Origin of the sequence: Streptomyces sp. NPDC014889 (genome assembly GCF_043081205.1) — a bacterium.
GTDB lineage: Bacteria > Actinomycetota > Actinomycetes > Streptomycetales > Streptomycetaceae > Streptomyces.
In genome coordinates this window covers 431,170-457,665 of the sequence record NZ_JBIBWH010000004.1, presented here as the reverse complement: position 1 = coordinate 457,665, position 26,496 = coordinate 431,170, and the positions used below count along the sequence as shown (strand labels likewise).

Below are 26,496 nucleotides of genomic sequence, written 5' to 3'. Positions count from 1 at the left end.
TTTGCCGGGCCATTGCCGGCACGGGACATGTCCGTGACCGGTACATGTCCCGCATCCCCCCACCGAGCACCACCGAGCTTCGGAGGCACGTCATGTCCGTGCACAGATCCGGAACGGCCCGCGTGCGGCGGCTCACCGCCGCGGGAGTCCTGCTCGCCGCTTTCTCCCTCCTCCTCACCCTCCCCTCGGCCGCCGCCACCGCGCCCGCGCGCGGCTCCGCCTACATGGGCATGGGCGTCGTGCCGCACGACGGCCGGGGCGGCACGCCGGCCGGCGGGAACGCCGCGGCCGCCCAGACCGAGGGCGTCGACGTGGCGAGCTACCAGGGCAACGTCGCCTGGTCCACGCTCTGGAGCAGCGGCGTCAAGTGGGCCTACTCGAAGGCCACCGAGGGGACGTACTACACGAACCCCTCCTTCGCCCAGCAGTACAACGGCTCGTACAACGTGGGCATGATCCGCGGCGCGTACCACTTCGCCACCCCGGACACCACCAGCGGCGCCGCCCAGGCCAACTACTTCGTCGACCACGGCGGCGGCTGGTCCCGCGACGGCAGGACCCTGCCGGGCACCCTCGACATCGAGTGGAACCCGTACGGGGCCGCCTGCTACGGCAAGACGGCGAGCGCGATGGTGAGCTGGATCGCCGACTTCCTGAACACCTACAAGGCCCGCACGGGCCGGGACGCCGTCATCTACACGGCCACCAGCTGGTGGACCGACTGCACCGGCAACTACGGCGGTTTCGCCGCCAACAACCCGCTGTGGATAGCTCGTTACGCCGCCGACCCGGGCACTCTGCCGGCCGGCTGGGGCTACTACACCATGTGGCAGTACACCTCGTCCGGCCCGACGGTCGGCGACCACGACAAGTTCAACGGCGCCCTTGACCGGGTCCAGGCACTGGCCAACGGGTAGCACGCGAACTCCCGGCAGAGGGCAGGGGGTCGCCCCCGGCCGGGACCCGGGGCCCGCCCGGCACAAGCGCGGCGGCCCACACCGAGCGCACCCCGGGAACAACCGGCCGAACCACCGCGGCTCCTGGCGCGGGGGTTCGGCCGGGCTCGGCTCGGCCGGATCACGCGGCGGCCGGGATCTCCGGTGAGGCGTCGCTCGTCGCCGGGGCGAGGGCCAGGTCCAGGACCTGGCGGACGTCCGTGACGGTGTGGACGTCGAGCTTGTCCAGGACCTCCGCCGGGACGTCGTCCAGGTCGGGCTCGTTGCGCTTGGGGATGACCACCGTCGTGACACCCGCGCGATGGGCGGCGAGCAGCTTCTGCTTGACGCCGCCGATGGGCAGGACACGGCCCGTCAGCGAGACCTCGCCGGTCATCGCCACGTCCGTGCGGACCAGGCGGCCCGACAGGAGCGAGGCGAGCGCGGTCGTCATCGTGATGCCCGCGCTCGGGCCGTCCTTCGGCACCGCGCCCGCCGGGAAGTGGATGTGCACACCCCGGTCCTTCAGATCGCCCACGGGCAGCTCCAGCTCGGCGCCGTGGCTGCGCAGGAAGCTCAGCGCGATCTGCGCGGACTCCTTCATCACGTCGCCCAGCTGACCGGTCAGGGTCAGCCCGGCCGCGCCCGTCTCCGGGTCCGCGAGGGACGCCTCGACGAAGAGGACGTCGCCCCCGGCCCCGGTGACCGCGAGGCCCGTCGCCACACCCGGCACGGACGTGCGCCGCTCGGCCGGGTCCTGCGCGGACTCCGGAACGTGGTGCGGACGGCCGATCAGCCCACGCAGCTCACCGTCGGTGACGGTGAACGGCAGTTCCCGCTCGCCCAGTTCGTGCTGTGCCGCGACCTTGCGCAGCAGCCGGGCGATGGACCGCTCCAGGGTCCGTACGCCCGCCTCGCGCGTGTACTCGCCGGCGAGCCTGCGCAGCGCGCCCTCCTCGATCGTCACCTCGTCCTGGCGCAGGCCGGCCCGTTCGAGCTGGCGCGGAAGCAGGTGGTCGCGGGCGATGACGACCTTCTCGTCCTCGGTGTAGCCGTCCAGGCGCACGATCTCCATCCGGTCGGCCAGCGCCTCCGGGATCGCCTCCAGGACGTTGGCCGTGGCCAGGAAGACGACGTCGGACAGGTCCAGCTCCACCTCCAGGTAGTGGTCCCGGAAGGTGTGGTTCTGGGCCGGGTCCAGCACTTCGAGCAACGCCGCGGCCGGGTCGCCGCGGAAGTCGGAGCCCACCTTGTCGATCTCGTCCAGCAGGACCACCGGGTTCATCGACCCGGCCTCCTTGACGGCCCGCACGATCCGCCCGGGCAGCGCGCCCACGTACGTACGCCGGTGGCCGCGGATCTCGGCCTCGTCCCGGACGCCGCCCAGGGCGACGCGCACGAACTTGCGGCCCATGGCGTGCGCGACGGACTCGCCGAGGCTGGTCTTGCCCACCCCGGGCGGCCCGACGAGCGCGAGCACGGCACCGCCGCGCCGCCCGCCGATCACGCCGAGTCCCCGGTCGCCGCGCCGCTTGCGCACCGCCAGGTACTCGGTGATCCGCTCCTTCACGTCCTCCAGGCCCGCGTGCTCGGCGTCCAGGACGGCCTTGGCGCCCTGGATGTCGTAGGCATCCTCGGTGCGCTCGTTCCACGGCATGTCGAGGACCGTGTCGAGCCAGGTGCGGATCCAGGAGCCCTCCGGCGAGGCGTCGGAGGCGCGCTCCAGCTTGTCGACCTCCTTGAGCGCGGCCTCCCGCACCTTCTCGGGCAGGTCGGCGGCCTCCACGCGGGCGCGGTAGTCGTCGGACTCCTCGCCGTCGCTCTCGCCGTTCAGTTCGCGCAGTTCCTTGCGGACGGCCTCCAGCTGGCGGCGCAGCAGGAACTCGCGCTGCTGCTTGTCGACGCCCTCCTGGACGTCCTTGGCGATGGACTCGGCCACGTCCTGCTCGGCGAGGTGGTCGCGCAGATGCTGCGTGGCGAGCTTGAGGCGGGCCACCGGGTCGGCGGTCTCCAGCAGCTCGACCTTCTGCTCGGTGGTCAGGAAGGGCGAGTAGCCGGAGTTGTCGGCGAGCGCGGAGACGCCGTCGATGGCCTGCACGCGGTCGACGACCTGCCAGGCGCCGCGCCTGCGCAGCCAGGCGGTGGCGAGTGCCTTGTACTCCTTCACCAGCTCGGCGACGTGACCGGGCACCGGCTCGGGCACGTTCTCCTCGATGCGGGTCCCCTCGACCCAGAGCGCGGCGCCCGGCCCGGTGGTCCCGGCGCCGATCCGCACCCGGCCGCGCCCGCGGATGAGCGCGCCCGGGTCGCCGTCGGCCAGCCGGCCCACCTGCTCGACCGTGCCCAGCACACCGGTCCTGGCGTACGTTCCCTCGATCCGCGGCACCAGCAGCACCCTGGGCTTGCCCGGCTCGTCCCGCGCGGCGGCCTGCGCGGCCTCCACCGCCGCCCGTACCTCGGCGTCGCTCAGATCCAGCGGAACCACCATCCCGGGCAGCACGACCTCGTCGTCGAGCGGCAGCACGGGCAGGGTGAGCGGTGTGAACGCGGTGGACTCAGCAGCCATGATCTCCCCTTCGGCAGTCAAGTTGAGTTATGCCGACTCAATGCACGGGGCGGGTCGATTGTTCCCCGACATCTGTTCGCTCTGAGCGATCAGTCGTCACGCGCTCGCCGCCGGCGGCGTATCACCGGCCAGGTCGCCACGCCGAGCCCCACCGCGATCAGATGGCCCCAACTCGTCATCGGGTCGGCGAATTCCGCCAGGTCCTGGGCCGGCATGCCCACGAACACGACGAGCAGGGGCCAGCGCAGCCAGGGCGTGAGCAGGCCGGCCAGGGCGCCGACGCAGGCCGCGACGCCGAAGCTGATGCCGTAGTCGAGGCGGTGCGCCGAGCTGTCCGGCAGGCGGCCCGCGAGCACCGCGAGCCCGACAGGCACCTCGGTGGCGAGGGTGGCCAGCACGTGCCCGAACAGGAACACACCGGCGGTACGCAGTCCCCCTATCCGGCGTTCCAGCGCGGTGAGCACCAGCAGGAAGCACAGGGAGTACGCCGACACGACGCCGCCCGCGACCCACAGCGCGCTGGCCGGCAGCACCAGCAGGGGCGCCCGCACCAGATGGGCGACGTCCGTGCTGGAGCTCTGGTGCAGGGCGTCCACCACCGCGGGATCGGCGTACCGGGCGACGAGCGAGGTGACCGCGAGCAGGGCCGCGTACCCGAAGGTGAAGGGGGTGTCCGCGGGGCTGGGCAGCAGCCGCCACGGACGCGCACACGCACCCCGCAGACCCGCGGCGGCCCGCGCCGAGCGGGACGGCTCCGCACCCACGGCCGCCGTGCCCGCCGCGAGGGCGTCGCCCGCCCGCTGCTGCGGCATCCCGTCCGGCGCCTGCCGCGCCTCCTCCACCGGAGGCGGAGGCTGAGGCGGGTCCGAAGGTGTCGGCGGACCCGAGGGGCCGGCCGTCGCGGTCCGTTCCACGGTGCGGCGCTCCTTCCGTCGCGCCCCACCCTTCGTGTCCCGGGCGCCCCTGTCCATGACCGACGCCACCCGCGCGACGATTCTCAGCAACCTCTTGAGTTCCCGACGACCCCCGCGAGCCCGACCGCCCCAAAGACGCGCGCTCGCACACGGGTGTCACCCCTAATTCATGTGGGCTTACGGGCCCGTTGGGGCAGGATGGCCCCATGACCGGCTCCTACGACGCCCCTGAGGTGCTGGACCGCCGCGAGGGCCCCCACGGCGAGGTCGTGCTGCGCCGTCACGGGGCACTGCTGCAGATCATCGCCAACGGCTGCTTCCTGATGGACACCTCCGACGGGCGCTCCGAGCGGCTCCTGGTCGACGCGGCGCTCGCCGCGCTGCCCGAGCGGCGGGCACCGAGCGTGCTGATCGGCGGCCTCGGTGTCGGCTTCTCACTCGCGCACGCCGCGGCGGACCCGCGCTGGGGGCGGATCACCGTTGTCGAACGCGAACGCGCGATCATCGACTGGCACCGCGACGGCGCCCTCGCCGAGCTGACCGCGGACGCGCTGGCCGACCCGCGCACCGAGGTCGTCGAAAGCGACATGATCGCCTACGTCAATGAGACATCCGACACGTTCGACGCGCTGTGCCTGGACATCGACAACGGCCCCGACTGGACGGTCACGGAGGACAACGATGAGCTCTACGGACCGGCCGGACTGGCAAGCTGCGCAAGGACGTTGAGGCCCGGCGGGGTACTCGCGGTGTGGTCCGCGAAGCCATCTGCGGAATTTGAAGGAACCTTGCGGAATGTCGGATTCCGACAGGTGCGCACCGAAGAGGTCCCCGTTGCCCGGGGCGTTCCGGACGTCGTGCACCTCGCGGTCCGACCTGGATAGCAAAGGTGCGGCCGGTCCCCGTACGCTGCTCCCTTGGCGCCGATCATTCAAGCGTCAATCGCAACTACGCGCAGGCAAGGGATCACCCCACGGATTCCGGAAAGCACACTCAGGGGCGGGCGATGGATCAGACACACACCGCGCACAACGGCACGACGGCCACCCCGGGCGCTCAGCGCCGGGTCCTGGTGGTCGAGGACGACCAGACCATCATGGATGCCATCGCCACCCGCCTGCGCGCAGAGGGATTCCTCGTGCAGACCGCGGGCGACGGCCCGGCAGCCGTCGACACCGCCGAGGCATGGCAGCCGGACCTGCTGATCCTCGACATCATGCTGCCCGGCTTCGACGGTCTGGAAGTCTGCCGCCGCGTGCAGGCCCAGCGCCCGGTGCCGGTGCTGATGCTCACCGCGCGGGACGACGAGACCGACATGCTGGTCGGCCTCGGGGTCGGCGCCGACGACTACATGACCAAGCCGTTCTCGATGCGGGAGCTGGCCGCACGCGTGCACGTGCTGCTGCGCCGCATGGAGCGGGCCGCGCTGGCCGCGGCGACCCCGCGCAGCGGCATCCTGCGCCTGGGCGAGCTGGAGATCGACCACGCCCAGCGCCGGGTGCGCGTGCGCGGCGAGGACGTCCACCTCACCCCCACCGAGTTCGACCTGCTGGTGTGCCTGGCGAACACCCCGCGCGCGGTGCTCTCGCGCGAGCAGCTGCTGGCGGAGGTGTGGGACTGGGCGGACGCCTCCGGCACCCGGACCGTGGACAGCCACATCAAGGCGCTGCGCCGGAAGATCGGGGCCGAGCGGATCCGCACGGTGCACGGCGTGGGTTACGCGCTGGAGACACCGACGCCATGAGCGACGGGCCGGCCGCACGGAGGGACCAGGGCGAGCCCTGGGGTGGCGTACGCCCGTTCTCGATCAAGACCAAGCTGGGCGCACTGGTCGTCATATCGGTGCTGATCACCACGGGTCTGCTGCTGATCGCCGTGCGCACGGCGACGGAGCTGCGGTTCATCACGGTCTTCTCGATGATCGCCACGCTGCTCATCACGCAGTTCGTGGCGCACTCGCTCACCGCGCCGCTGGACGAGATGAACACGGTGGCCCGCTCCATCTCGCACGGCGACTACACGCGCCGGGTGCGCGAGAACCGCCGGGACGAGCTGGGCGACCTGGCCCAGACGATCAACCGCATGGCCGACGACCTGGAGGCCGAGGACCGCCAGCGCAAGGAGCTGGTGGCGAACGTCTCGCACGAGCTGCGTACGCCCATCGCGGGCCTGCGCGCGGTGCTGGAGAACATCGTCGACGGGGTCACCGAGGCCGACCCCGAGACCATGCGCACGGCGCTGAAGCAGACCGAGCGGCTGGGCCGGCTGGTGGAGACGCTGCTGGACCTGTCCCGTCTGGACAACGGCGTGGTGCCGCTCAAGCAGCGCCGGTTCGAGGTGTGGCCCTACCTGGCGGGCGTGCTGAAGGAGGCCAACATGGTCGCCTCGGCCCGCGCGGGCATCGCCTCCGGCTCCGGCAGCCACACCCGTACGGACGTCCATCTGCACCTGGACGTCTTCCCGTCCGACCTGACCGCGCACGCCGACCCCGAGCGCATCCACCAGGTGGTCGCCAACCTGATCGACAACGCGGTCAAGCACAGCCCGCCGCACGGGCGCGTGACGGTGAAGGCACGGCGCGGCCCGCGGCCGCAGTCCCTGGAGCTGGAGGTCCTGGACGAGGGGCCCGGCATCCCGCGTTCGGAGTGGCACCGCGTCTTCGAGCGTTTCAACCGGGGCGCGGTGCACCGGCCGCACGGGCCGGGCAGCGACGGCGGGACCGGACTCGGCCTGGCGATCGCCCGCTGGGCGGTGGATCTGCACGGCGGCCGGATCGGTGTGGCCGAATCCGAGCGAGGCTGCCGGATCCTTGTCACTCTTCCGGGTCCGCCGTCTTTGCCAAGTTGACGTAAAGTTCGATCACGAACCCCAAGATCCACGAGCGTCCCCGCAGGCGGACACGTGTGATCGGGCAGGGGCCTGCATCCCACGGGGGTCAGGCCCGGGTCCCCCCTTCCCCGGCACAGCGGAACTACGCTTGTTTCCCGCCATTTCAAGCCCCGAAACCCGGTTTTTGATGTGACTTACATGACGAAGGAGTGGCCCGACCTGACCTTCCCCCTCTCGGGGGCGTAGCCTTTATTCCCGCTGTCCATCATTCTTGTGAAGCGGAAGAGGGCGGTTGCCGCCGTGTCGCCACAGTCCCCCAGTAACTCGAGCATCTCGACCGACACCGACCAAGCCGGGAAGACCTCCACGGCCGCGTTCGGTGCCAACGAGTGGCTCGTCGACGAGATCTATCAGCAGTACCTCCAGGACCCGAACTCCGTAGACCGCGCCTGGTGGGACTTCTTCGCCGACTACAAGCCGGGGGCCGCCGCCCCGCAGGCTCCGGCGGGTACCGCGGCCGCGGGGGCCGCGGAGACCACCACCACGGCCCCGGCGGCGCCCGCCGCCGCGCCGGCCGCGCCTGCCAGGCCCGCTCCCCAGGCCGCCGCCGCGCCGGCCGCTCCCGCGCAGCCCCCGGCCGCGCCCCGGCCCGCCGCCCCGGCGCCCGCGAAGCCCGCGGCCCAGGCCCCTGCGGCCGCGCCCGCGAAGGCCGCCGCCGAGGCACCCGCGGGCCCGGAGCTCGTCACGCTGCGTGGCCCCTCCGCCGCGGTCGCGAAGAACATGAACGCCTCGCTGGAGCTGCCCACGGCCACGTCCGTGCGCGCCGTCCCGGTGAAGCTGCTGTTCGACAACCGCATCGTCATCAACAACCACCTCAAGCGGGCCCGCGGCGGGAAGATCTCCTTCACGCACATCATCGGCTACGCGATGGTCCAGGCCATCAAGCAGATGCCGTCGATGAACTGGTCCTTCGCCGAGAAGAACGGCAAGCCCACCCTGGTCAAGCCGGACCACGTCAACCTCGGCCTGGCCATCGACCTGGTGAAGCCCAACGGCGACCGCCAGCTCGTCGTGGCCGCCATCAAGAAGGCCGAGACGCTGAACTTCTTCGAGTTCTGGCAGGCCTACGAGGACATCGTCCGTCGCGCCCGCGACAACAAGCTGACGATGGACGACTTCACCGGCGTCACCGTCTCCCTCACCAACCCCGGCGGTCTCGGCACGGTCCACTCCGTGCCGCGGCTGATGCCCGGCCAGTCGGTGATCATGGGCGTCGGCTCCATGGACTACCCGGCGGAGTTCCAGGGCACCTCCCAGGACACCCTGAACAAGCTCGGCATCTCCAAGGTCATGACGCTCACGTCGACCTACGACCACCGGGTCATCCAGGGCGCCGCCTCCGGCGAGTTCCTGCGCGCCGTCGCCAACCTGCTGCTCGGCGAGCGCGACTTCTACGACGACATCTTCAAGTCGCTGCGCATCCCCTACGAGCCGGTCCGCTGGCTCAAGGACATCGACGCCTCGCACGACGACGACGTCACGAAGGCCGCCCGCGTCTTCGAGCTGATCCACTCCTACCGGGTCCGCGGCCACGTCATGGCCGACACCGACCCGCTGGAGTACCAGCAGCGCAAGCACCCCGACCTGGACATCACCGAGCACGGGCTCACCCTGTGGGACCTGGAGCGCGACTTCGCGGTCGGCGGCTTCGCCGGCAAGACGCTGATGAAGCTGCGCGACATCCTCGGCGTACTGCGCGACTCGTACTGCCGCACGGTCGGCATCGAGTTCATGCACATCCAGGACCCCCGGCAGCGCAGGTGGATCCAGGACCGCGTGGAGCGTCCGCACTCCAAGCCGGAGCGCGAGGAGCAGCTGCGCATCCTGCGCCGGCTGAACGCGGCCGAGGCCTTCGAGACCTTCCTGCAGACGAAGTACGTCGGCCAGAAGCGGTTCTCCCTGGAGGGCGGCGAGTCCGTCATCCCGCTGCTCGACGCGGTCATCGACTCGGCGGCCGAGTCCCGCCTGGACGAGGTCGTCATCGGCATGGCCCACCGCGGCCGCCTCAACGTCCTGGCCAACATCGTCGGCAAGTCGTACGCGCAGATCTTCCGCGAGTTCGAGGGCAACCTCGACCCGAAGTCGATGCACGGCTCCGGCGACGTGAAGTACCACCTCGGCGCCGAGGGCACCTTCACCGGCCTGGACGGCGAGCAGATCAACGTCTCGCTGGTGGCCAACCCCTCCCACCTGGAGGCGGTGGACCCGGTCCTGGAGGGCGTCTCCCGCGCCAAGCAGGACATCATCAACAAGGGCGGCACGGACTTCACCGTCCTGCCGGTGGCCATCCACGGCGACGCGGCCTTCGCGGGCCAGGGCGTGGTGGCCGAGACCCTGAACATGTCGCAGCTGCGCGGCTACCGCACCGGCGGCACGGTCCACATCGTCATCAACAACCAGGTCGGCTTCACGGCCGCCCCGGAGTCCTCGCGTTCCTCCATGTACGCGACGGACGTGGCGAGGATGATCGAGGCCCCGATCTTCCACGTGAACGGCGACGACCCGGAGGCCGTGGTCCGCGTGGCGCGGCTGGCCTTCGAGTTCCGCCAGGCGTTCAACAAGGACGTGGTGATCGACCTCATCTGCTACCGCCGCCGCGGTCACAACGAGTCGGACAACCCGGCCTTCACCCAGCCGCTGATGTACGACCTGATCGACAAGAAGCGCTCGGTGCGCAAGCTCTACACCGAGTCGCTGATCGGCCGGGGCGACATCACCCTGGAGGAGGCCGAGCAGGCGCTCCAGGACTACCAGGGCCAGCTCGAGAAGGTCTTCACGGAGGTCCGCGAGGCCACCTCGCAGCCGGCCTCCGGGGAGGTCCAGGCGCCGCAGGACGGCTTCCCGGTCGCGGTCTCCACGGCCGTCTCCGCCGAGGTCGTCAAGCGCATCGCCGAGTCCCAGGTCAACATCCCCGACCACATCACCGTCCACCCGCGGCTGCTGCCGCAGCTCCAGCGCCGGGCGGCGATGGTCGAGGACGGCACGATCGACTGGGGCATGGGCGAGACCCTCGCCATCGGCTCGCTGCTGCTCGAGGGCGTCCCGGTCCGGCTGTCCGGGCAGGACTCCCGCCGCGGCACCTTCGGCCAGCGGCACGCGGTGATCATCGACCGCGAGACCGGCGAGGACTTCACCCCGCTGCTGTACCTGTCCGAGGACCAGGCCCGGTACAACGTCTACGACTCGCTGCTGTCCGAGTACGCGGCGATGGGCTTCGAGTACGGCTACTCGCTGGCCCGCCCGGACGCGCTCGTGATGTGGGAAGCCCAGTTCGGCGACTTCACCAACGGCGCCCAGACGGTGGTGGACGAGTTCATCTCCTCCGCCGAGCAGAAGTGGGGCCAGACCTCCGGCGTCACCCTGCTCCTGCCGCACGGCTACGAGGGCCAGGGCCCGGACCACTCCTCCGCCCGCCCGGAGCGGTTCCTCCAGCTCTGCGCGCAGAACAACATGACGGTCGCGATGCCGACCCTGCCGTCGAACTACTTCCACCTCCTGCGGTGGCAGGTGCACAACCCGCACCACAAGCCGCTGGTCGTCTTCACCCCGAAGTCGATGCTGCGCCTGAAGGCGGCGGCCTCGAAGGCGGAGGAGTTCACCGCGGGCCAGTTCCGTCCGGTCATCGGCGACGCGTCGGTGGACCCGGCGGCCGTCAAGAAGGTCGTCTTCACCGCGGGCAAGGTCTACTACGACCTGGACGCCGAGCGCCGCAAGCGGGGCGTGACGGACGCTGCAGCTGCCGAGACGGCGATCATCCGCCTCGAGCGCCTGTACCCGCTGCCGGGCGCCGAGCTCCAGGCGGAGATCGCCAAGTACCCGAACGCCGAGAAGTACCTGTGGGCCCAGGAGGAGCCGGCGAACCAGGGCGCGTGGCCGTTCATCGCCCTGAACCTCATCGACCACCTGGACCTGGCGGTCGGCGCGGACATCCCGGCCGGCGAGCGCCTGCGCCGCATCTCCCGTCCGCACGGCTCCTCCCCGGCCGTCGGTTCCGCGAAGCGGCACCAGGCGGAGCAGGAGCAGCTGGTGCGCGAGGTGTTCGAGGCGTAACCGCTCCGTCGGTTCGCAGCTGACCGGGCCGCACCCCCTCGACGGGGGTGCGGCCCGGTTCGTTTCGGCGCGCCTATCCTTGACCCCATGTACTTCACAGACCGTGGCATCGAAGAGCTGGAGAAGCGGCGGGGCGAGGAGGAGGTCAGCTTCGAGTGGCTGGCCGAGCAGCTGCGGACCTTCGTCGACCTCAATCCGGACTTCGAGGTGCCGGTGGAGCGGCTGGCGACCTGGCTGGCCCGGCTGGACGACGAGGACGACGAGTAGAGGACGACGAGCAGGGACGGACCGACGTCCGCTCGGTGCAGGGCGCCCCTTGGGGCGCCCTGTCGCGTTTCAGGGGCCTGTCCCCGCCCGCCTTTTCAGGGTGTCCGCCCGCGCCTCACCCGTAAGAGTGTCTTGACTTCCCCGGAACGCGATATATCGTGGATGGCAGACGACGCGATATGGCGTGTCGCGTCCGGCCCGGGGAGGTCTGCCCATGTCCGAGTGGTCCATCGGTGAGCCCAGGAAGCTCACCTTCGACGAGCATGTCACCGCACTCAACGTCCGCATCGTGCACGGAGCGGTGAACGTCGTGGGGGTGGACGAGGGCCCGGCCCGCCTGGAGGTCTCGGAGATCGAGGGACCGCCCCTGGTGGTCACCCAGCAGGGCGGAACGCTGACGGTGGCGTACGAGGACCTGCCCTGGAAGGGCTTCCTCAAGTGGCTGGACCGCAAGGGCTGGCGGCGCAGCGCCGTGGTGTCCGTGGCCGTTCCGGCGAGCACGCGGGTGGAGCTCGGCGTGGTCGGAGCAGGCGCGGTGGTCTCGGGGATCGAGGGACGCGCCGAGGTCAAGGGGGTCTCCGGGGACACCACCCTGGTGCGCCTGACGGGCCCGGTGCGCGCGGACACCGTGTCGGGGAGCGTGGAGGCTCAGGCCCTCTCGGGTGAGCTGCGGTTCAACTCGGTCTCGGGCGACCTGACGGTGGTCGACGGCGCGGGTCCCTCGGTGCGGGCGGACTCGGTGAGCGGGTCGATGATCGTCGACCTCGACCCGGCGGGCGGCCCCACCGACGTCAGCCTCACCAACGTCTCCGGGGAGATCGCCATCCGGCTCCCCCACCCGGCGGACGCACAGGTGGACGCCAACACCGCGAGCGGGACGGTGTCCAACGCCTTCGAGGACCTCAAGGTCGGCGGCCAGTGGGGCGCCAAGCGGATCACCGGTCGCCTCGGCGCGGGCAACGGCCGGCTGAAGGCGACCACCGTCTCCGGCTCCATCGCGCTGCTGCGGCGCCCGCCCGTGGAGGACGGACCGTGGGAGGCGGAGTCGCGGGACGCCGGCACGGCCGAGGACTCCAGCGGCGGCACCGCCGGTGGCACGACCGACAAGAAGGTGCTCTGACATGGCTCCCGTCTTCGCCCACGGCCGACTGCGCCTGTACCTGCTCAAGCTGCTCGACGAGGCCCCGCGCCACGGGTACGAGGTGATCCGGCTGCTGGAGGAGCGCTTCCAGGGCCTGTACGCCCCCTCGGCGGGCACGGTGTATCCGCGGCTGGCCAAGCTGGAGGCGGAGGGCCTGGTCACGCACACCACCGAGGGCGGCCGCAAGGTCTACGCGATCACGGACGCGGGCCGCGCCGAACTGGCCGACCGCAGTGGTGAACTGGCCGACCTGGAGCTGGAGATCCGCGAGTCCGTCGCCGAACTCGCCGCGGAGATCCGCGCCGATGTGCGCGGCGCCGCGGGAGATCTGCGGCGCGAGATGCGCGCGGCGGCCTCCCAGGCCCGCGAGGGCTCCGGAAAGCACGAGGAGCACGGCGAGCACGGCAAGGCCGACGACAAGGAGGCCTGGCAGGCCGCCAAGGAGGAGATGCGGCGCGTCAAGCAGGAGTGGAAGGAGCAGGCACGGCGCGCGAAGGAGGAGAGCCGCAGGGCGCGCGAGGAGGCCCAGCGGGCCAAGCGGCAGGCCAAGGACGCGCAGGAGCGGGCGCGGGCCCAGGCGCAGGAGGAGTTGCAGCGCATCGCCAAGCGGGTCCAGGAGCAGGTGCAGGACCACTTCGACCGGGGCGACTGGCCCACGGGCGTGCGCGAGGGCCTGACCGAACTGGCCAAGGAATTCGGCGACTTCGGCAAGGACTACGCCTTCGGCCGGACCACGGGCCGCCCCGAGTACTCCATGGCCCCGGAGGACTTCCCGGCCGGCTACGAACCGACCTGGGCGCACGAGGACCTCACCGGCGACCCGGTCCGCGACCTGGACCGTCTCCTGGACCGCTTCCGCGACGACATCCGCGACACGGCCCGGGACAACGGCATCACCGCCGACCAGCTCCTTCAGGCCCGCGGCCATCTGTCCGCGGCGGCGGCCCACATCGCCTCGCTCCTGCAGCGCCCGAAGGCCTGACGGCCGCCCGGCGGGCCCACTCGGGCGGCCGTCCCCTCAGCTCAACCGGCCGCCCGTGCCTCTCCCCCGCCGTACAGGACGCGGGTCACCGACTCGTAGGTCACACCGTGGTCGGCGAGGGCCTCGGCGGGCACGCCCGGGCGGACGGTCAGGGCGAGGAGGATGTGCTCGTCGCCGATGTGCCGGTCGTGGTGGGCCACCGCCGTGCGCAGGGCCTTCTCGAGCGTGTCCTTGGCGCCCCGGCTGAAGGCGCGGCGGCCCGTCCAGGCGCCCTTGCCCTGCCGGTCGCCGGACATGGCCCCGGCGCCGTGCGTCTCCTCCACCCGGGAGACGATCTCCGAGACGTCGATGCCCAGGCCCGCGAGGGCGTCGGCCTCGGCCCGGGACAGGCCGGCGCGCCGCCGCGCTTCGTGCAGCGCCTGCCGTACGGGCTGCCCGTGCTCGTCGAGCCCCAGCGCCCCCAGCGCGAAGGAGCCACGGCTGGCCTCGCGGTCGAGCAGGGCGAGCAGAAGGTGCTCGGGGTCCACGGTCTGCGCTCCCGTGTCGTCGGCGTACTCCACCGCCCCCCGCACCACGGCCCGGGCGTCCTTCGTGAACCGTTCGAACATCACTGCCTCCCGTACTTCTTGTGCACGGCCTGCCTGCTGACACCGAGTTCGGCGGCGATCTCCTGCCACGACCAGCCCTGGTTGCGCGCCCCGCGCACCTGTACCGCCTCCAGCTGCTCCAGCAGCCGGCGAAGCGCGGCGACGGCCCGCAGCCCGACCCGGGGATCGCGGTCGCCCGCGCGCTCGGCAAGATCCGTTGCTTCGGTCATGCCTGTCAACCTACGATGACACCCCGGGTCTGTCAACAATGGTTGACAGGTCCGGGTCCGAGGCCCGGAGAGCAGGCGAGGAGGAGTCAGGAGGTGGTGAGCACGACCTTGCCGAAGTGGCTGCCGGACTCCAGCCGTTCGAAGCCCTCGCGGGCCCGGTCGAGCGGCAGCACCTCGTCAATGACGGGGCGGACCCCGGTGGCGGCGCAGAAGGACAGCAGGTCCTCCAGTTCGTCCTTGGTGCCCATGGTCGAGCCGACGACCTTCAGCTCCAGGAAGAAGATGCGCGTCAGCTCGGCATGGGACGGCCGGTCACCGCTCGTGGCCCCGGAGATGACGACCGTGCCGCCGGGCCGCAGCGACTTGACGGAGTGCGACCAGGTGGCCGCGCCGACGGTCTCGATCACCGCGTCCACCCGCTGCGGCAGCCGCGCCCCCGGCTCCAGCGCCTCCACCGCGCCGAGCTCCACCGCCCGCCGGCGCTTGACCTCGTCCCGGCTGGTGGCGAACACCCGCAGTCCGGCCGCCCTGCCGAGCACGATCGCGGCTGTGGCGACACCGCCGCCGGCGCCCTGGACGAGCACGGAGTCGCCGGGGCGCACACCCGCGTTGGTGAAGAGCATCCGGTACGCCGTGAGCCATGCCGTGGGCAGACAGGCGGCCTCCTCGAAGGAGAGCTCCTTGGGCTTGGGCAGGACGTTCCAGGTCGGCACGGCCACCTGTTCGGCGAAGGTGCCCTGGTAGCGCTCGGTGAGAATGGACCGGGGCTCCCGGGGCCCGACCCCGTGCCCGCTCTGTCCGATCACGGAGTGCAGGACGACCTCGTTGCCGTCCTCGTCGACACCGGCGGCGTCACAGCCGAGGATCATGGGCAGCCTGTCCTCGGACAGTCCCACCCCCCTCAGCGACCAGAGGTCGTGGTGGTTCAGTGAGGCGGCCCTGACATGGACCGTGCTCCAGCCGGGACGGGCCTCGGGGGCGGGGCGCTCCCCCGACTCCAGACCGCTCAGCGGCTGGTCGCGGTCGATTCGGGCGGCGTAGACAGCGAACATGACCTTGACCATAGGGGTGCGCCCCGGCCGGCGGAACCACGCACCTCTGTGACCCTCACCCTCTTGCCGGACGGGACGACAAGGGACACGGGAAAAAGAAACGGCCCCGTCCGCGGGGGACGGGGCCGTTCGGGTCGTCGGCTCAGCGACGGGCCACGCCCTCGGCGCGGGCCGCGGCTGCCACCGCCGCGGTCACGGCGGGGGCCACCCGCTCGTCGAACGGCGAGGGGATCACGTAGTCAGCGGCGAGGTCGTCGCCGACGACCCCGGCCAGCGCCTCGGCCGCCGCGATCTTCATTCCCTCGGTGATCCGGGACGCCCGCACCTGGAGCGCCCCCGCGAAGATGCCGGGGAAGGCCAGGACGTTGTTGATCTGGTTGGGGAAGTCCGAGCGCCCGGTCGCCACGACCGCCGCGTACTTGTGCGCGACCTCGGGGTGCACCTCGGGGTTCGGGTTGGCCATGGCGAACACGAAGGCGCCCTCGGCCATCGACGCCACGGCAGCCTCGGGCACCGTACCGCCGGAGACGCCGATGAAGACGTCGGCGCCGGCCAGCGCGTCCTCCAGGGAGCCGCTGAGTCCCGCCTTGTTGGTGAACTCGGCGAGCTCGCGCTTGACCTGCGTCAGGTCCGTGCGGTCGGCCGACACCACGCCCTTGCGGTCCGCGACCGCGACATCGCCGATACCGGCCTCGACCAGCATCTTGGCGATGGCCACACCGGCCGCGCCCGCGCCCGAGATGACGGCCCGCAGGTCCCCGATCGCCCGCCCGCTCAGCCGGGCCGCGTTGCGCAACGCCGCGAGGGTCACGACCGCCGTGCCGTGCTGGTCGTCGTGGAAGACCGGGATGTCCAGACGCTCCTGGAGCCTGCGCTCGACCTCGAAGCACCGGGGGGCCGAGATGTCCTCCAGGTTCACACCGCCGAAGGACGGCGCGAGGCGCACCACGGTCTCGACGATCTCGTCGACGTCGGTGCAGTTCAGCGCGATCGGCACCGCGTCCACGCCACCGAACTGCTTGAACAGGATCGCCTTGCCCTCCATCACCGGGAGGGAGGCTTCGGGGCCGATGTCGCCGAGCCCCAGTACGGCCGTGCCGTCGGTCACGACGGCGACCACGGACGACTTCCACGTGTAGTCGTGGACCAGTTCCGGCTGCTCCGCGATGGCGGAGCACACGCGTGCGACGCCGGGCGTGTAGGCCAGGGACAGGTCGTCCTTGTCGCGGATGGGCACCGTGGCCTGCACGGCCATCTTGCCGCCGCGGTGCAGCGCGAAGGCCGGATCGAAGGAGTCGAGCGGCTCGGCTCCACCGTCCTGGTCCGTACTGCTGTCGCTGCGAGGATTGACGATCTCCGCTGCCACTTCGTTTTACCCCTTAAGTGTTCATGGTTTGAGGGTTGCCGCTCCTGGTGGGAGCGGGCGGGACCGCGCCAGGACCGTGAGTGATGCCTTCGGTCACCTACGCGACGGGCGCGCCGCACACGCGCTCGAGCCCCGGATGAGGGGTGTAAAGAACCTTCTTACCGGACGATCGACGTCAACGACGAGTCCATAACGTCAAGGTCACATGACGGGGACGCGGCACTTGGCCCAATATGGGGACAACTCGTCGCCGAACCACCGGCAAAGCACCAACTGCACTCAAATATCATGCAGCGGCGGACCGCATCCTGAGACGAGCCGGAGATCCTCCGGCCGGAAGAAGGCATTCCCGCAGATGGTCCGGCTTCGCCGGAGCCGCTCCGCGCTGTTCGGGGGTCACCCGTTATCCGATTTTGACATGGCGACTCCCCTGAATGGCGCAGCCCGAATGGCAAGATGCGGTCAATCACACGAGGTCGCAACACCCGAAGGTGTGTGTTCTCGTCGCCCCGTCGGCAGCGCCATCCATCAGCCGGAGGAACACCATGACCACACGCTCCACCCGTCGTACGACCGCCGCGCGCTCCCAGCTAGCCGCGGTCGGTGCGATCGTGGTCACCGGCGCGCTGATCCTCACCGGCTGCGGTGACCAGACCGACAAGGGCGGCGACAGCAGCTCCAACGCCTCCTCGGCGCCGCTGGCCGACAAGCTCCCCCAGGACATCCGCAAGGCCGGTGTGATCAAGGTCGGTTCGGACATCGCGTACCCGCCGGTCGAGTTCATGAAGGACGGCAAGGCCGTCGGCATCGACCCGGACATCGCCGAGGCCCTCACCAAGCAGCTGGGCGTGCGGTTCGATTTCCAGAACGGCAAGTTCGACCAGCTCATCGTCGGTATGCAGTCCGGCCGGTTCAACATGATCATGTCGGCGATGAACGACACGAAGAGCCGCCAGAACGGCATCGACTCCGAAACCGGCAAGAAGGCCGGAGACGGCGTCGACTTCGTCGACTACTTCACCGCCGGCACCTCCATCCTGGTCCAGAAGGGCAACCCCAAGGGCATCAAGAGCCTGGACGACCTGTGCGGCAAGGTGGTCGCCCTGCAGCGGGCCACCACCTCCGAAGGCATCGCCAAGAAGCAGAACGCCAAGTGCAAGCAGGACGGCAAGAAGGCCATCACGCTGCAGTCCTTCGACACCGACCCCGAGGCCCTGCTCCGGCTCAAGCAGGGCGCGTCCGTCGCCGACCTCAACGACTTCCCGGTCGCCGCCTACAACGCCAAGACGTCCGGTGGCGGCAGCGACTTCGAGGTCGTCGGTGAGCAGATCGAGGCCGGGCCCTACGGCATCGCCGTGAGCAAGGGCAACACCCAGCTCCGCGACGCGATCCAGGCCGCCATGAATGCGATCATCAAGAACGGCGACTACCAGAAGATCCTCGAGAAGTGGAACGTCACGGACGGCGCCGTCACGGAGGCCAAGATCAACGGTGGCTCCTGAGCCTCGCACAGCACTGACGACAGCGAAGGGCAGTCACCGTGACTGACATCGTGGAGAAGGTTCCCGCTGCGGGGCCGCCACCGGAGCAGATCAGGGCCATACCCGTGCGCCACTACGGCCGCTGGGTGGCCGGCGCGGCCGTGATCGCGATCCTGGCGCTGATCGGCGTCGCGTTCTCCAACGCGAAGATCCACTACAACACCATCCCGGACTACCTGACCGACGGCACCATCCTGTCGGGCGTCTGGCACACGCTGTACATCTCCGTGCTCGCCATGGTGCTCGGTCTGGCGCTCGGCGTGGTCCTCGCCGTGATGCGGATGTCGTCGAACCCGGTCACCAGCACGGTCGCCTGGTTCTACGTCTGGTTCTTCCGCGGCACGCCGGTCCTGGTCCAGTTGCTGCTCTGGTACAACATCTCGCTCATCTTCCCCATCCTCAACCTGGGGTTCTACAAGGACGAGATGAACCAGGTGATGACCCCGTTCCTGGCGGCGCTGCTGGGCCTGGGGCTGAACGAGGCCGCCTACATGTCTGAGATCGTCCGGGCCGGCATCCAGTCGGTCGACGAAGGGCAGACGGAGGCGGCGCAGGCGCTGGGCATGACGCGGGGCAGGACGTTGCGGCGCGTGGTCCTGCCGCAGGCGATGCGGGTGATCGTGCCGCCGACCGGCAACGAGTTCATCAACATGCTGAAGACCTCGTCGCTGGCGTACGCGGTGCAGTTCAATGAACTCATGAAGCGGTCCACGGACATCTCCAGCACGTCACTGGCCGTGGTCGAGCTGTACTTCGTCGCGTCGATCTGGTACTTGATCCTCACCAGTGTCTTCAGCATCGGCCAGTACTACCTGGAGCGCCGCTACGCCCGCGGTTCCACCCGCAACCTGCCCCCGACACCGCTCCAGCGGCTGAAGAAGAACCTCCGTCTGTTCGGTTCGTTCCGTCGCCCGGAGGTGGCCCGATGAGCCTGCTCAGCAAGGACGTCTTCAACAGCGGCAGCGGTGGACCGATGGTGCGGGCCGAAGGCGTGCACAAGTCCTTCGGGCTCGCCCACATCCTCAAGGGCATCGACCTGGAGGTGAACCCACGTGAGGTGTTCTGCCTGATCGGGCCGTCGGGCTCCGGCAAGTCCACCTTCCTGCGGTGCATCAACCACCTGGAGAAGATCAGCGCCGGCCGGCTGTACGTCGACGGTGAACTGGTCGGCTACCGCCAGAAGGGCGACAAGCTCCACGAGCTGAAGGAGGCGGAGGTCGCGGCGCAGCGACGGGACATCGGCATGGTGTTCCAGCGCTTCAACCTCTTCCCCCACATGACGGCGCTGGAGAACGTCATGGAGGCGCCGGTCCAGGTCAAGCGCGAGTCGAAGGCGGTGGCCCGCGAGCGGGCGCGGCAACTGCTGGACCGGGTGGGCCTCGGAGACCGGACGGGCCACTACCCCGCCCAGCTCTCCGGCGGCCAGCAGCAGCGCGTCGCCATCGCCCGCGCGCTGGCGATGGAGCCGAAGCTGATGCTCTTCGACGAGCCCACCTCGGCCCTGGACCCCGAACTCGTCGGTGAGGTGCTCGACGTGATGCGGGACCTCGCCGAAGACGGCATGACCATGATCGTCGTCACCCATGAGATGGGCTTCGCCCGGGAGGTCGGCGACTCCCTGGTCTTCATGGACGACGGAGTAGTGGTCGAATCCGGCCACCCGCGCGAGGTCCTGACCAATCCGCAGCACGAGCGCACGCAGTCCTTCCTGTCGAAGGTGCTGTAGCCGGGCCGGCCGGGCACGGACATGTGAGAGGGGCGGTACGGGGGTCCCCGTACCGCCCCTCTCACATGTCCCCGGAGCCCTACTTGAGGGCGAGCAGCAGGGTGTCCGACGGCGAGCACCACACCGGGCGGGCCTCCGTGAAGCCCTGCTCGCGCAGGACGCGCGCGTGCCACGCGGCGGACGGCATGTCGCCGTCGGCGTGCTCCCCGTAGATCTCGTAGCGGCGGGCCGTGGGTTCGGCCAGGACCGGGTCCTTGGCGGCGAGCTGCCACCACTCGGCCCAGTCCAGGGCGCCGGCCCGCTTGGCCTGTTCCATGCGCTCGTGCCTCTGGGCGCGCTCGGCCGCGTTGATCCGGGGTGTGCTCTCGTCGATCATGTGGTCCGCGTTCATGAAGACACCGCCGTCGCGGACGAGTTCCGCGACGCGGCCGTAGAGGGCGGCGAGAGGTCCGCTGTGCAGCCAGTGCAGGGCCGTGGCGGTCAGTACGGCGTCGTAGGAGTCGTGGGGCAGCTTCGCCGTCCAGTCGGGGCCCTTGAGGTCGGCGGTCACGAAGGAGACCCGTTCGTCGCCGTCGAAGGTGCCGCGCGCGATGGCGAGCAGCGCCGGGTCGAGGTCGACTCCGGTGCTGGTGGCCTCGGGGAAGCGGGCGAGCAGCCTGGCGGTGATGCTGCCGGTGCCGCAGGCGAGGTCCAGGACGCGCGGGGCGGTGCCGACGAGCGCCTCGACCATGTCGAGCATGATGCGGAAGCGTTCCTCGCGGTCGGGCATGTACCACTCCTGCTGGCGGTCCCAGCTCTCCTGCCACGCCGCCCAGTCGGCCCCCTCCGCGGTGATGCCCGTCCTCGTGTCCGTCATCGCAGCCCTCCCTGCCCACGTCACGTAATACCCTTGAAGGCCAGCCGGCTGTTACCGACCGCTCTCCCGACCATAGAGCGCCTCTGTAAGGACTACAAGTGGAACTGGCCTATTACTCGGATTACGCCGTACGGCTCGTCAACAGCGAGGAACCGGCCCGGGGCAAGGACACACTGACCTCGGTCGACGCGGTCCGGGACCTGTTCGGCGCCAACGCCTCCGCGGCCCGCCGGGCCACCGACGCCGATGTCACGCGCTTCCGTTCGGTGCGAGGCCGGCTGCGCTCGGTCTTCGAGGCGGCCGACCAGGGAGACGAGACGCTCGCGGTGGCCCTGCTGAACTCCCTGCTGCTGGAGTTCCCGGTGAGCCCGCAGATCTCGGGACACGACCACCGCGACGAGGACGGCCGCCCGCTGTGGCACATGCACCTGGCGGACCACCCGTCCAACGCGACCGCGGGCTACGCGGCGATCGCGGCGATGGGGCTGGCCTTCCACCTCACGGAGTACGGCGTCGACCGCCTCGGCCTGTGCGAGGCCGCGCCGTGCCGCAACGCCTACCTGGACACCTCGACCAACCGCTCGCGCCGCTACTGCTCCGACCGCTGCGCCACCCGCGCGAACGTCGCCGCCTACCGGGCCCGCAAGCGCCTGGAGGCCGACCGGTCGGTGAACACGGGCCGGGCCGCCGACAGTACCCAGCGCGCCAGCGCAAGCGGCGAGCGCTGAGCGCGCCTGCGCGGCCGGTAGCGGAACCACACCTTGCCCAGGACCAGGTCCTCGGGCACGGTCCCGTAGTCGGTGCTGTCCCCGCCCGCGTACGCGTTGTCGCCCAGCACCCACCAGCCGCTGTCGCGCCGCTCCGAGGCGCGCTTGACGACCAGCAGGTCCTGCTGGAACGGATGCCGCAGGACCACCACGTCACCGGGCCGGATCCGGGCGCCGTACTGCACCACGAGCCGGTCCCCGTGGTACAGCGTGGGCACCATGGACGGTCCGGTCACCTCGGCCAGCCCGAAGGGCAGTACGGCGCCCCTGCGCTCGGTCTCCTGCGACAGCTCCGGCATCCCCGGCACCTCCCCGGTCACGTTCCTCCACCAGTCTCAGTCTGACCCCGGACTTTTGTCCTAAGCCCTAGGGGGCACTCGCGAAAACACGCCTGGCAGGGAGTAATGTCCCACCTGAGAAGACGATCACGAGGAAGGATGGCTCCATGCTTTCCCGCCTGTTTGCCCCCAAGGTCAAGGTCAGCGCGCACTGCGACCTTCCCTGCGGTGTGTACGACCCGGCCCAGGCCCGCATCGAGGCGGAGTCGGTGAAGGCCGTCCAGGAGAAGATGGCCGCGAACGACGACCCGCACTTCCAGACGCGTGCCACCGTCATCAAGGAGCAGCGCGCCGAACTGGCGAAGCACCACGTCTCCGTGCTGTGGAGCGACTACTTCAAGCCCCCGCACTTCGAGAAGTACCCGGAGCTGCACCAGCTCGTCAACGACACGCTGAAGGCCCTCTCCGCCGCCAAGGCCTCGACCGACCCGGCCACGGGCCAGAAGGCGCTGGACTACATCGCCCAGATCGACAAGATCTTCTGGGAGACCAAGAAGGCCTGATCCTCGATCACGCCACCGACCCGCGATCACCTCGATCGCCGGGTCCCCAGGCCCGCACCCGGCGTCGGTGACGACCCGGGTGCGGCCCTTTTCCAGCGCCGGCGGACAGGGATCCCGATGACCGAGCCCACAGCCCGCGTCCCTGAACTCAACCTCTACCGCCGGTACTTCGAACTCGTCGCCGCACCTCGGCGATCGAGATGGAGCGGACCTACCCGGCCGGCGGACGCGCGGCACTAGGGTGAAGGGGTGACTTCTCCGCGGGAAGACCGGTTGCCTGTGCTCAGCGAGGACGACCGTGAGACGGCCGTGCGGCGCTTGCAGGAGGCATACGCCGAGGAACGCATCTCGCACGAGGAGATGGACGGACGCCTCGGCCAGGTGCTCACCGCGAAGACGCACGGCGAACTCGCGGCGGCCGTGGCCTCGCTCCCGGCGGAGCAACCGGACACCACGTCAACGATCAGCGCGGCCGGCGGACGGATCCAGCGGCGCGGCGTATGGCGGGTGCCTCGGATCCTCAAGGTGGAGTCCGCATTCGGAAGGGTGCGCCTGGATCTGTCCCGGGCGGTCATCGAGCATCCGGTCGTCGACATCGAGCTGATACTCGGCACCGGCGGGGCCAGGATCACGGTCCCTCGCGACGCGATCGTCGAGGTCGAGGGGCTGCGCACCGGATGGAAGGACGTGCGCTACAGGGCTCGGCGGCGCTCCCGCCCCGACGGGCCGACGATCCGTATCTCCGGGGCCATGGAATTCGGACGGCTGAAGATCCGCCACGCACGGCGTTGAGGCGGCCCGTGGCATGCTGGCGGGGTGATTCCCGAGGATCTGGTGCGGCTGCGGCGGGCCCGTGACCGTATGGACCGTGAGTACGCCGAGCCGCTGGACGTGGCCGCGCTCGCGCGGACCGCGTTGATGTCGCCGGGGCACTTCCAGCGGAGCTTCCGGGCCGAGTACGGGGAGACGCCGTACGGGTACCTGATGACGCGGCGGATCGAGCGGGCGAAGGCGCTGCTCAGGCGGGGGGACATGACCGTGACGGAGGTGTGCCTGGCGGTGGGCTGTACGTCGCTGGGGTCCTTCAGCTCGCGGTTCACCCAGCTCGTCGGCGAGACCCCGAGCGCCTACCGGGCACGGTCGCACGACGACACTGCCGTGATCCCGGCCTGCGTGGCCCGGACCTTCACCCGTCCCAGGCGCGCGGGACCGCGGCCCGCGCCCTAGCGTGAGGGCATGGACCTCAAACTGCGGCAGTGTTTCATCGCCGTCGACGACCACGACAAGGCGCTCACCTTCTACCGGGACGTGCTCGGGCTGGAAGTCCGCAACGACGTCGGGTTCGAGGGGATGCGGTGGGTGACCGTGGGGTCGCCGCTGCAACCGGACGTGGAGATCGTCCTGGAGCCGCCCGCGGCGCATCCGGACGCCTCCCCCGCCGACCGGGAGGCCATGGCCCGGCTGCTGGCCAAGGGCCTGCTGCGCGGGGTCATCTTCACCACCGCCGACTGCGACGCCCTCTTCGCCCGGGTGCAGGAGCACGGTGCCGACGTGGTCCAGGAGCCGATGGACCAGCCGTACGGGGTGCGCGACTGCGCCTTCCGCGACCCGGCCGGGAACATGCTGCGCTTCCTGGAGCGGTCGGAGGGCGAGCCGTCCTGAGCCGCACCAAGCCGTCCGCAGCTCACGGGTCCGCCGGTCAGGGCTTGTCCGCGCCGGTGACCGGTTCGCGCCACATCGGCCACATCCGGGGGCCGTCCGGGATGTCGAGGGTGTGGTCGGCGAAGGCGAAGCCCAGGCGTTCGTAGAGCTTCGTGCTCCGCTCGCTGCTGGCCTCCAAGTAGGCGGGCACGCCCTCGCGGTCGCAGCGGTCGAGGACGTGCCGGACGAGGGCGCTGCCCAGGCCCTCCCCCTGGCGGGCCGGTGCGACGCCGATCATCCACAGGTACTCGTGGGCGCGGTCCGACGGGTGGGAGTCGGCCATCAGCCGGGCGATCTCCTCGACCCGCGCGTTCGCCGGGTCGACGCTCTCGCGCAGCCGCACGGCGTCGTCCGCGCCGGCGGCGTCGCCCGAGCCGTCCGCGTCGGCCGGACCGTCGCCGTCGGCCGCCGGGGGCATCGACAGCCACAGGGCGCACGCCGTGCCGTCCTCGGTCACGTCGATCCGGCCCTCGGCGAGCACGATGTCGGTGAAGGCGGCCATCAGCCGGTGGTGGGTCCTGCGGCGGTACTCCCGCTCCGGGAAGACCCAGCCGCTCACCGGGTCGTCCTGGAAGGCCTCGTCCAGCAGCCGCACGACCAGTTCCCGGTCGTCTTCCCCCGCCGCCCGGATCCCCACGCCCATGGTCTGCCCTCTCAACTCAAGTACCGCCTGATTTACGGGAGTTGAGCGTAAGCGAAAGGGGCGGGCCCCGCACACCGTGGGGCAGTGCGGGGTCCGCCGCACCGGAGCCGCCGGTGGCCGTACGGGGTCAGGAGCCGTACGGGCCCGGTGGCTCCGGGGTCTTCCCGGGCGAGGTCAGCTGGAGCGCCTGGTCACGAATTCGGCCAGGGCCAGCAGTCCGCCCGCGTTCGCCGGATCCGGTACGGCGCGGGCCAGGTCGTCCACCGCCCGGGCCATCCGGTCGGCCGCCTGGGCCTGCGCCCAGTCCCGGCCACCGGCCCGCTCCACCACCAGCGCCATCCGCTCCTCCTCCCCCTCCTGGTGGGGCCGGGCGTACAGCTCGGCCAGTTCGGCGGCGGCCGGGGTGCCGGAGGTCAGCGCGGCGACCACCGGCAGGGACTTCTTGCGGGCGGCGAGGTCGGCACCGGACGGTTTCCCGGTACGGGCCGGGTCGCCCCATATCCCGATCACGTCGTCGATCAGCTGGAAGGCGAGTCCCGCCTGCCGGCCGAACGCGTCCAGCGCCTCGACCTCCTCCTCCCCCGCTCCCGCGTACAGGGCCCCCACGGCGCAGGCGCAGCCGAGCAGCGCGCCCGTCTTGGCCTCGGCCATGGCGATCACCTCGGCGAGCGTGACCTCGCCGGGGGCACGCCGTTCCAGGGCGGTGTCCGCCCGCTGACCCTCGCACAGTTCCACGACGCAGCCCGCGAGCCGGGCGGCGGCGGCCGGTGACGCCGGATGCGGGTTCTCGGCGAGCAGTCCCAGGGCCAGTGCCTGGAGCGCGTCCCCGGCGAGGATCGCGTCGTTCTCGCCGAACACCGTCCACGCCGTGGGCCGGTGGCGCCGGGTGGCGTCCCGGTCCATCACGTCGTCGTGCAGCAACGTGAAGTTGTGGACCAGTTCCACCGCCGCCGCGGCCCGCGCCGCCACCGCCCGGGCGGGCGGGCCGCCGAGGGCGGCGGCCGCCGTGAGGACGAGTGCCGGACGGATCGCCTTGCCCCCGTTGCCCGCGGTCGGAGTGCCGTCCGCGTGCTCCCAGCCGAAGTGGTAGCGCGCGATCCGGCGCATCGAGGCCGGCAGGGAGCCGACGGCCGCCCGCAGTTCGGGGTCGACCGACGCCCGGGAGCGTTCCAGGATCACCGCCGCGTCGTGCCCGTCGGGCGCGGCCGGGCCGCCGGTGCCCCCGTCGGCGGCGCGCGGAAGGAGGCTCTCGGCGGAGCGGGGTCCCGCCGGCCGCTCGGCCCCGGCGGGGCGGGGCACGCCGGTCGGGCGCCGCGTCGTCTCCATCATGAACTCAACCATCCGATCCACATCCGATCCCCCGCGAAGAGACCGCGGACGGTGGCGCTTCCGCAGCCGGAACTGGGCGCGTACCCCCGGGGTGTATCCGGCCCTGCGGGCCG

Annotated in this window: 26 protein-coding genes; 16 read left to right on the top strand and 10 right to left on the bottom strand. The window is 70.9% G+C overall.

The window, feature by feature from the left end; all coding sequences use genetic code 11:
- The first annotated feature begins 92 nt into the window (after positions 1–92).
- Positions 93–917, top strand: a complete 825-nt coding sequence (locus tag ACF09J_RS10910; RefSeq protein WP_392305052.1) for a lysozyme — start codon at positions 93–95, stop codon at positions 915–917.
- A gap of 160 nt (positions 918–1,077) precedes the next feature.
- Here ACF09J_RS10910 and lon read toward each other — a convergent pair whose 3' ends face one another.
- Positions 1,078–3,501 (bottom strand): endopeptidase La, encoded by a 2,424-nt coding sequence (lon, locus tag ACF09J_RS10905; RefSeq protein WP_392305051.1) that lies wholly within the window; start codon positions 3,499–3,501, stop codon positions 1,078–1,080.
- 89 nt (positions 3,502–3,590) lie between these two features.
- Entirely contained in the window at positions 3,591–4,415 is an 825-nt protein-coding gene (locus tag ACF09J_RS10900; protein ID WP_392305050.1) for a rhomboid-like protein, read from the bottom strand.
- 206 nt (positions 4,416–4,621) lie between these two features.
- Here ACF09J_RS10900 and ACF09J_RS10895 point away from each other — a divergent pair, with 206 nt between their 5' ends.
- From ACF09J_RS10895 to ACF09J_RS10865, 7 genes are all read left to right on the top strand, one after another.
- Positions 4,622–5,299, top strand: a complete 678-nt coding sequence (locus ACF09J_RS10895) for a spermidine synthase (RefSeq protein WP_392305049.1) — start codon at positions 4,622–4,624, stop codon at positions 5,297–5,299.
- Positions 5,300–5,421: 122 nt separating this feature from the next.
- The gene (locus tag ACF09J_RS10890) at positions 5,422–6,159 is read left to right on the top strand and encodes a response regulator transcription factor (protein WP_362353193.1); all 738 of its coding nucleotides are present in this window, start codon (positions 5,422–5,424) and stop codon (positions 6,157–6,159) included.
- On the top strand, positions 6,156–7,262 hold the full coding sequence (locus tag ACF09J_RS10885) for a sensor histidine kinase (protein ID WP_392305048.1): 1,107 nt from the start codon (positions 6,156–6,158) through the stop codon (positions 7,260–7,262). The genes ACF09J_RS10890 and ACF09J_RS10885 overlap by 4 nt, the downstream gene beginning before the upstream one ends.
- A 282-nt stretch (positions 7,263–7,544) precedes the next feature.
- Positions 7,545–11,354 (top strand): multifunctional oxoglutarate decarboxylase/oxoglutarate dehydrogenase thiamine pyrophosphate-binding subunit/dihydrolipoyllysine-residue succinyltransferase subunit, encoded by a 3,810-nt coding sequence (locus tag ACF09J_RS10880; protein WP_392305047.1) that lies wholly within the window; start codon positions 7,545–7,547, stop codon positions 11,352–11,354.
- A gap of 87 nt (positions 11,355–11,441) precedes the next feature.
- Positions 11,442–11,621 carry a DUF6104 family protein gene (locus ACF09J_RS10875; protein WP_018544467.1) on the top strand — a complete coding sequence of 60 codons (180 nt, stop codon included), beginning with the start codon at positions 11,442–11,444 and terminating at the stop codon, positions 11,619–11,621.
- Between the two features lie 214 nt (positions 11,622–11,835).
- Positions 11,836–12,741: a DUF4097 domain-containing protein gene (locus ACF09J_RS10870; RefSeq protein WP_392305046.1), complete on the top strand. Its 906-nt coding sequence runs from the start codon at positions 11,836–11,838 to the stop codon at positions 12,739–12,741.
- Position 12,742: 1 nt separating this feature from the next.
- The gene (locus ACF09J_RS10865; protein WP_392305045.1) at positions 12,743–13,744 is read left to right on the top strand and encodes a helix-turn-helix transcriptional regulator; all 1,002 of its coding nucleotides are present in this window, start codon (positions 12,743–12,745) and stop codon (positions 13,742–13,744) included.
- Positions 13,745–13,785: 41 nt separating this feature from the next.
- On the opposite strand, the gene ACF09J_RS10860 is transcribed toward ACF09J_RS10865, so the two are convergent.
- The 4 genes from ACF09J_RS10860 to ACF09J_RS10845 all read right to left on the bottom strand — a co-directional run bounded on the left by ACF09J_RS10860 (position 13,786) and on the right by ACF09J_RS10845 (position 16,979).
- Positions 13,786–14,352: a Clp protease N-terminal domain-containing protein gene (locus ACF09J_RS10860; RefSeq protein ID WP_392305044.1), complete on the bottom strand. Its 567-nt coding sequence runs from the start codon at positions 14,350–14,352 to the stop codon at positions 13,786–13,788.
- Positions 14,352–14,561, bottom strand: a complete 210-nt coding sequence (locus tag ACF09J_RS10855) for a helix-turn-helix domain-containing protein (RefSeq protein WP_037745578.1) — start codon at positions 14,559–14,561, stop codon at positions 14,352–14,354. Before ACF09J_RS10855 ends, ACF09J_RS10860 begins: the two co-directional genes overlap by 1 nt.
- An 86-nt stretch (positions 14,562–14,647) precedes the next feature.
- On the bottom strand, positions 14,648–15,613 hold the full coding sequence (locus ACF09J_RS10850) for a zinc-binding dehydrogenase (protein WP_392305043.1): 966 nt from the start codon (positions 15,611–15,613) through the stop codon (positions 14,648–14,650).
- Positions 15,614–15,755: 142 nt separating this feature from the next.
- On the bottom strand, positions 15,756–16,979 hold the full coding sequence (locus ACF09J_RS10845; RefSeq protein WP_392305042.1) for an NADP-dependent malic enzyme: 1,224 nt from the start codon (positions 16,977–16,979) through the stop codon (positions 15,756–15,758).
- Between the two features lie 545 nt (positions 16,980–17,524).
- Here ACF09J_RS10845 and ACF09J_RS10840 point away from each other — a divergent pair.
- Genes ACF09J_RS10840 through ACF09J_RS10830 form a run of 3 tightly spaced genes read left to right on the top strand, consistent with a single transcriptional unit; the run spans position 17,525 to position 20,246 of the window.
- A complete protein-coding gene (locus tag ACF09J_RS10840; RefSeq protein ID WP_392305041.1) occupies positions 17,525–18,481 on the top strand; it encodes an ABC transporter substrate-binding protein in 957 nt (318 codons plus the stop codon).
- Positions 18,482–18,519: 38 nt separating this feature from the next.
- Positions 18,520–19,449, top strand: a complete 930-nt coding sequence (locus tag ACF09J_RS10835) for an amino acid ABC transporter permease (RefSeq protein ID WP_392305040.1) — start codon at positions 18,520–18,522, stop codon at positions 19,447–19,449.
- On the top strand, positions 19,446–20,246 hold the full coding sequence (locus ACF09J_RS10830) for an amino acid ABC transporter ATP-binding protein (RefSeq protein ID WP_392305039.1): 801 nt from the start codon (positions 19,446–19,448) through the stop codon (positions 20,244–20,246). The genes ACF09J_RS10835 and ACF09J_RS10830 overlap by 4 nt, the downstream gene beginning before the upstream one ends.
- A 79-nt stretch (positions 20,247–20,325) precedes the next feature.
- Here ACF09J_RS10830 and ACF09J_RS10825 read toward each other — a convergent pair whose 3' ends face one another.
- The gene (locus ACF09J_RS10825; protein ID WP_392305038.1) at positions 20,326–21,102 is read right to left on the bottom strand and encodes a class I SAM-dependent methyltransferase; all 777 of its coding nucleotides are present in this window, start codon (positions 21,100–21,102) and stop codon (positions 20,326–20,328) included.
- A 98-nt stretch (positions 21,103–21,200) separates the two neighbouring features.
- Between ACF09J_RS10825 and ACF09J_RS10820 the strand changes: the two genes are divergently transcribed.
- On the top strand, positions 21,201–21,830 hold the full coding sequence (locus ACF09J_RS10820) for a CGNR zinc finger domain-containing protein (protein WP_392305037.1): 630 nt from the start codon (positions 21,201–21,203) through the stop codon (positions 21,828–21,830).
- Here the strand turns inward: ACF09J_RS10820 and sodX are convergent.
- Complete coding sequence (gene sodX, locus ACF09J_RS10815; RefSeq protein WP_392305036.1) at positions 21,734–22,168, bottom strand: nickel-type superoxide dismutase maturation protease; 435 nt, start codon at positions 22,166–22,168, stop codon at positions 21,734–21,736. The genes ACF09J_RS10820 and sodX overlap by 97 nt on opposite strands.
- Positions 22,169–22,314: 146 nt before the next feature.
- Between sodX and sodN the strand changes: the two genes are divergently transcribed.
- The 4 genes from sodN (at position 22,315) to ACF09J_RS10795 (ending at position 24,372) form a co-directional block, all read left to right on the top strand.
- Positions 22,315–22,710, top strand: a complete 396-nt coding sequence (gene sodN, locus ACF09J_RS10810; protein ID WP_069765939.1) for a superoxide dismutase, Ni — start codon at positions 22,315–22,317, stop codon at positions 22,708–22,710.
- A gap of 249 nt (positions 22,711–22,959) precedes the next feature.
- Positions 22,960–23,502 carry a DUF1707 domain-containing protein gene (locus ACF09J_RS10805; RefSeq protein WP_392305035.1) on the top strand — a complete coding sequence of 181 codons (543 nt, stop codon included), beginning with the start codon at positions 22,960–22,962 and terminating at the stop codon, positions 23,500–23,502.
- A gap of 69 nt (positions 23,503–23,571) precedes the next feature.
- Positions 23,572–23,937: a helix-turn-helix transcriptional regulator gene (locus tag ACF09J_RS10800; RefSeq protein ID WP_392305120.1), complete on the top strand. Its 366-nt coding sequence runs from the start codon at positions 23,572–23,574 to the stop codon at positions 23,935–23,937.
- 9 nt (positions 23,938–23,946) lie between these two features.
- Positions 23,947–24,372, top strand: a complete 426-nt coding sequence (locus tag ACF09J_RS10795) for a VOC family protein (RefSeq protein ID WP_392305034.1) — start codon at positions 23,947–23,949, stop codon at positions 24,370–24,372.
- Between the two features lie 37 nt (positions 24,373–24,409).
- On the opposite strand, the gene ACF09J_RS10790 is transcribed toward ACF09J_RS10795, so the two are convergent.
- Entirely contained in the window at positions 24,410–25,054 is a 645-nt protein-coding gene (locus ACF09J_RS10790) for a GNAT family N-acetyltransferase (RefSeq protein ID WP_392305033.1), read from the bottom strand.
- Between the two features lie 174 nt (positions 25,055–25,228).
- Complete coding sequence (locus ACF09J_RS10785; protein ID WP_392305032.1) at positions 25,229–26,395, bottom strand: family 2 encapsulin nanocompartment cargo protein polyprenyl transferase; 1,167 nt, start codon at positions 26,393–26,395, stop codon at positions 25,229–25,231.
- Positions 26,396–26,496 lie beyond the last annotated feature (101 nt).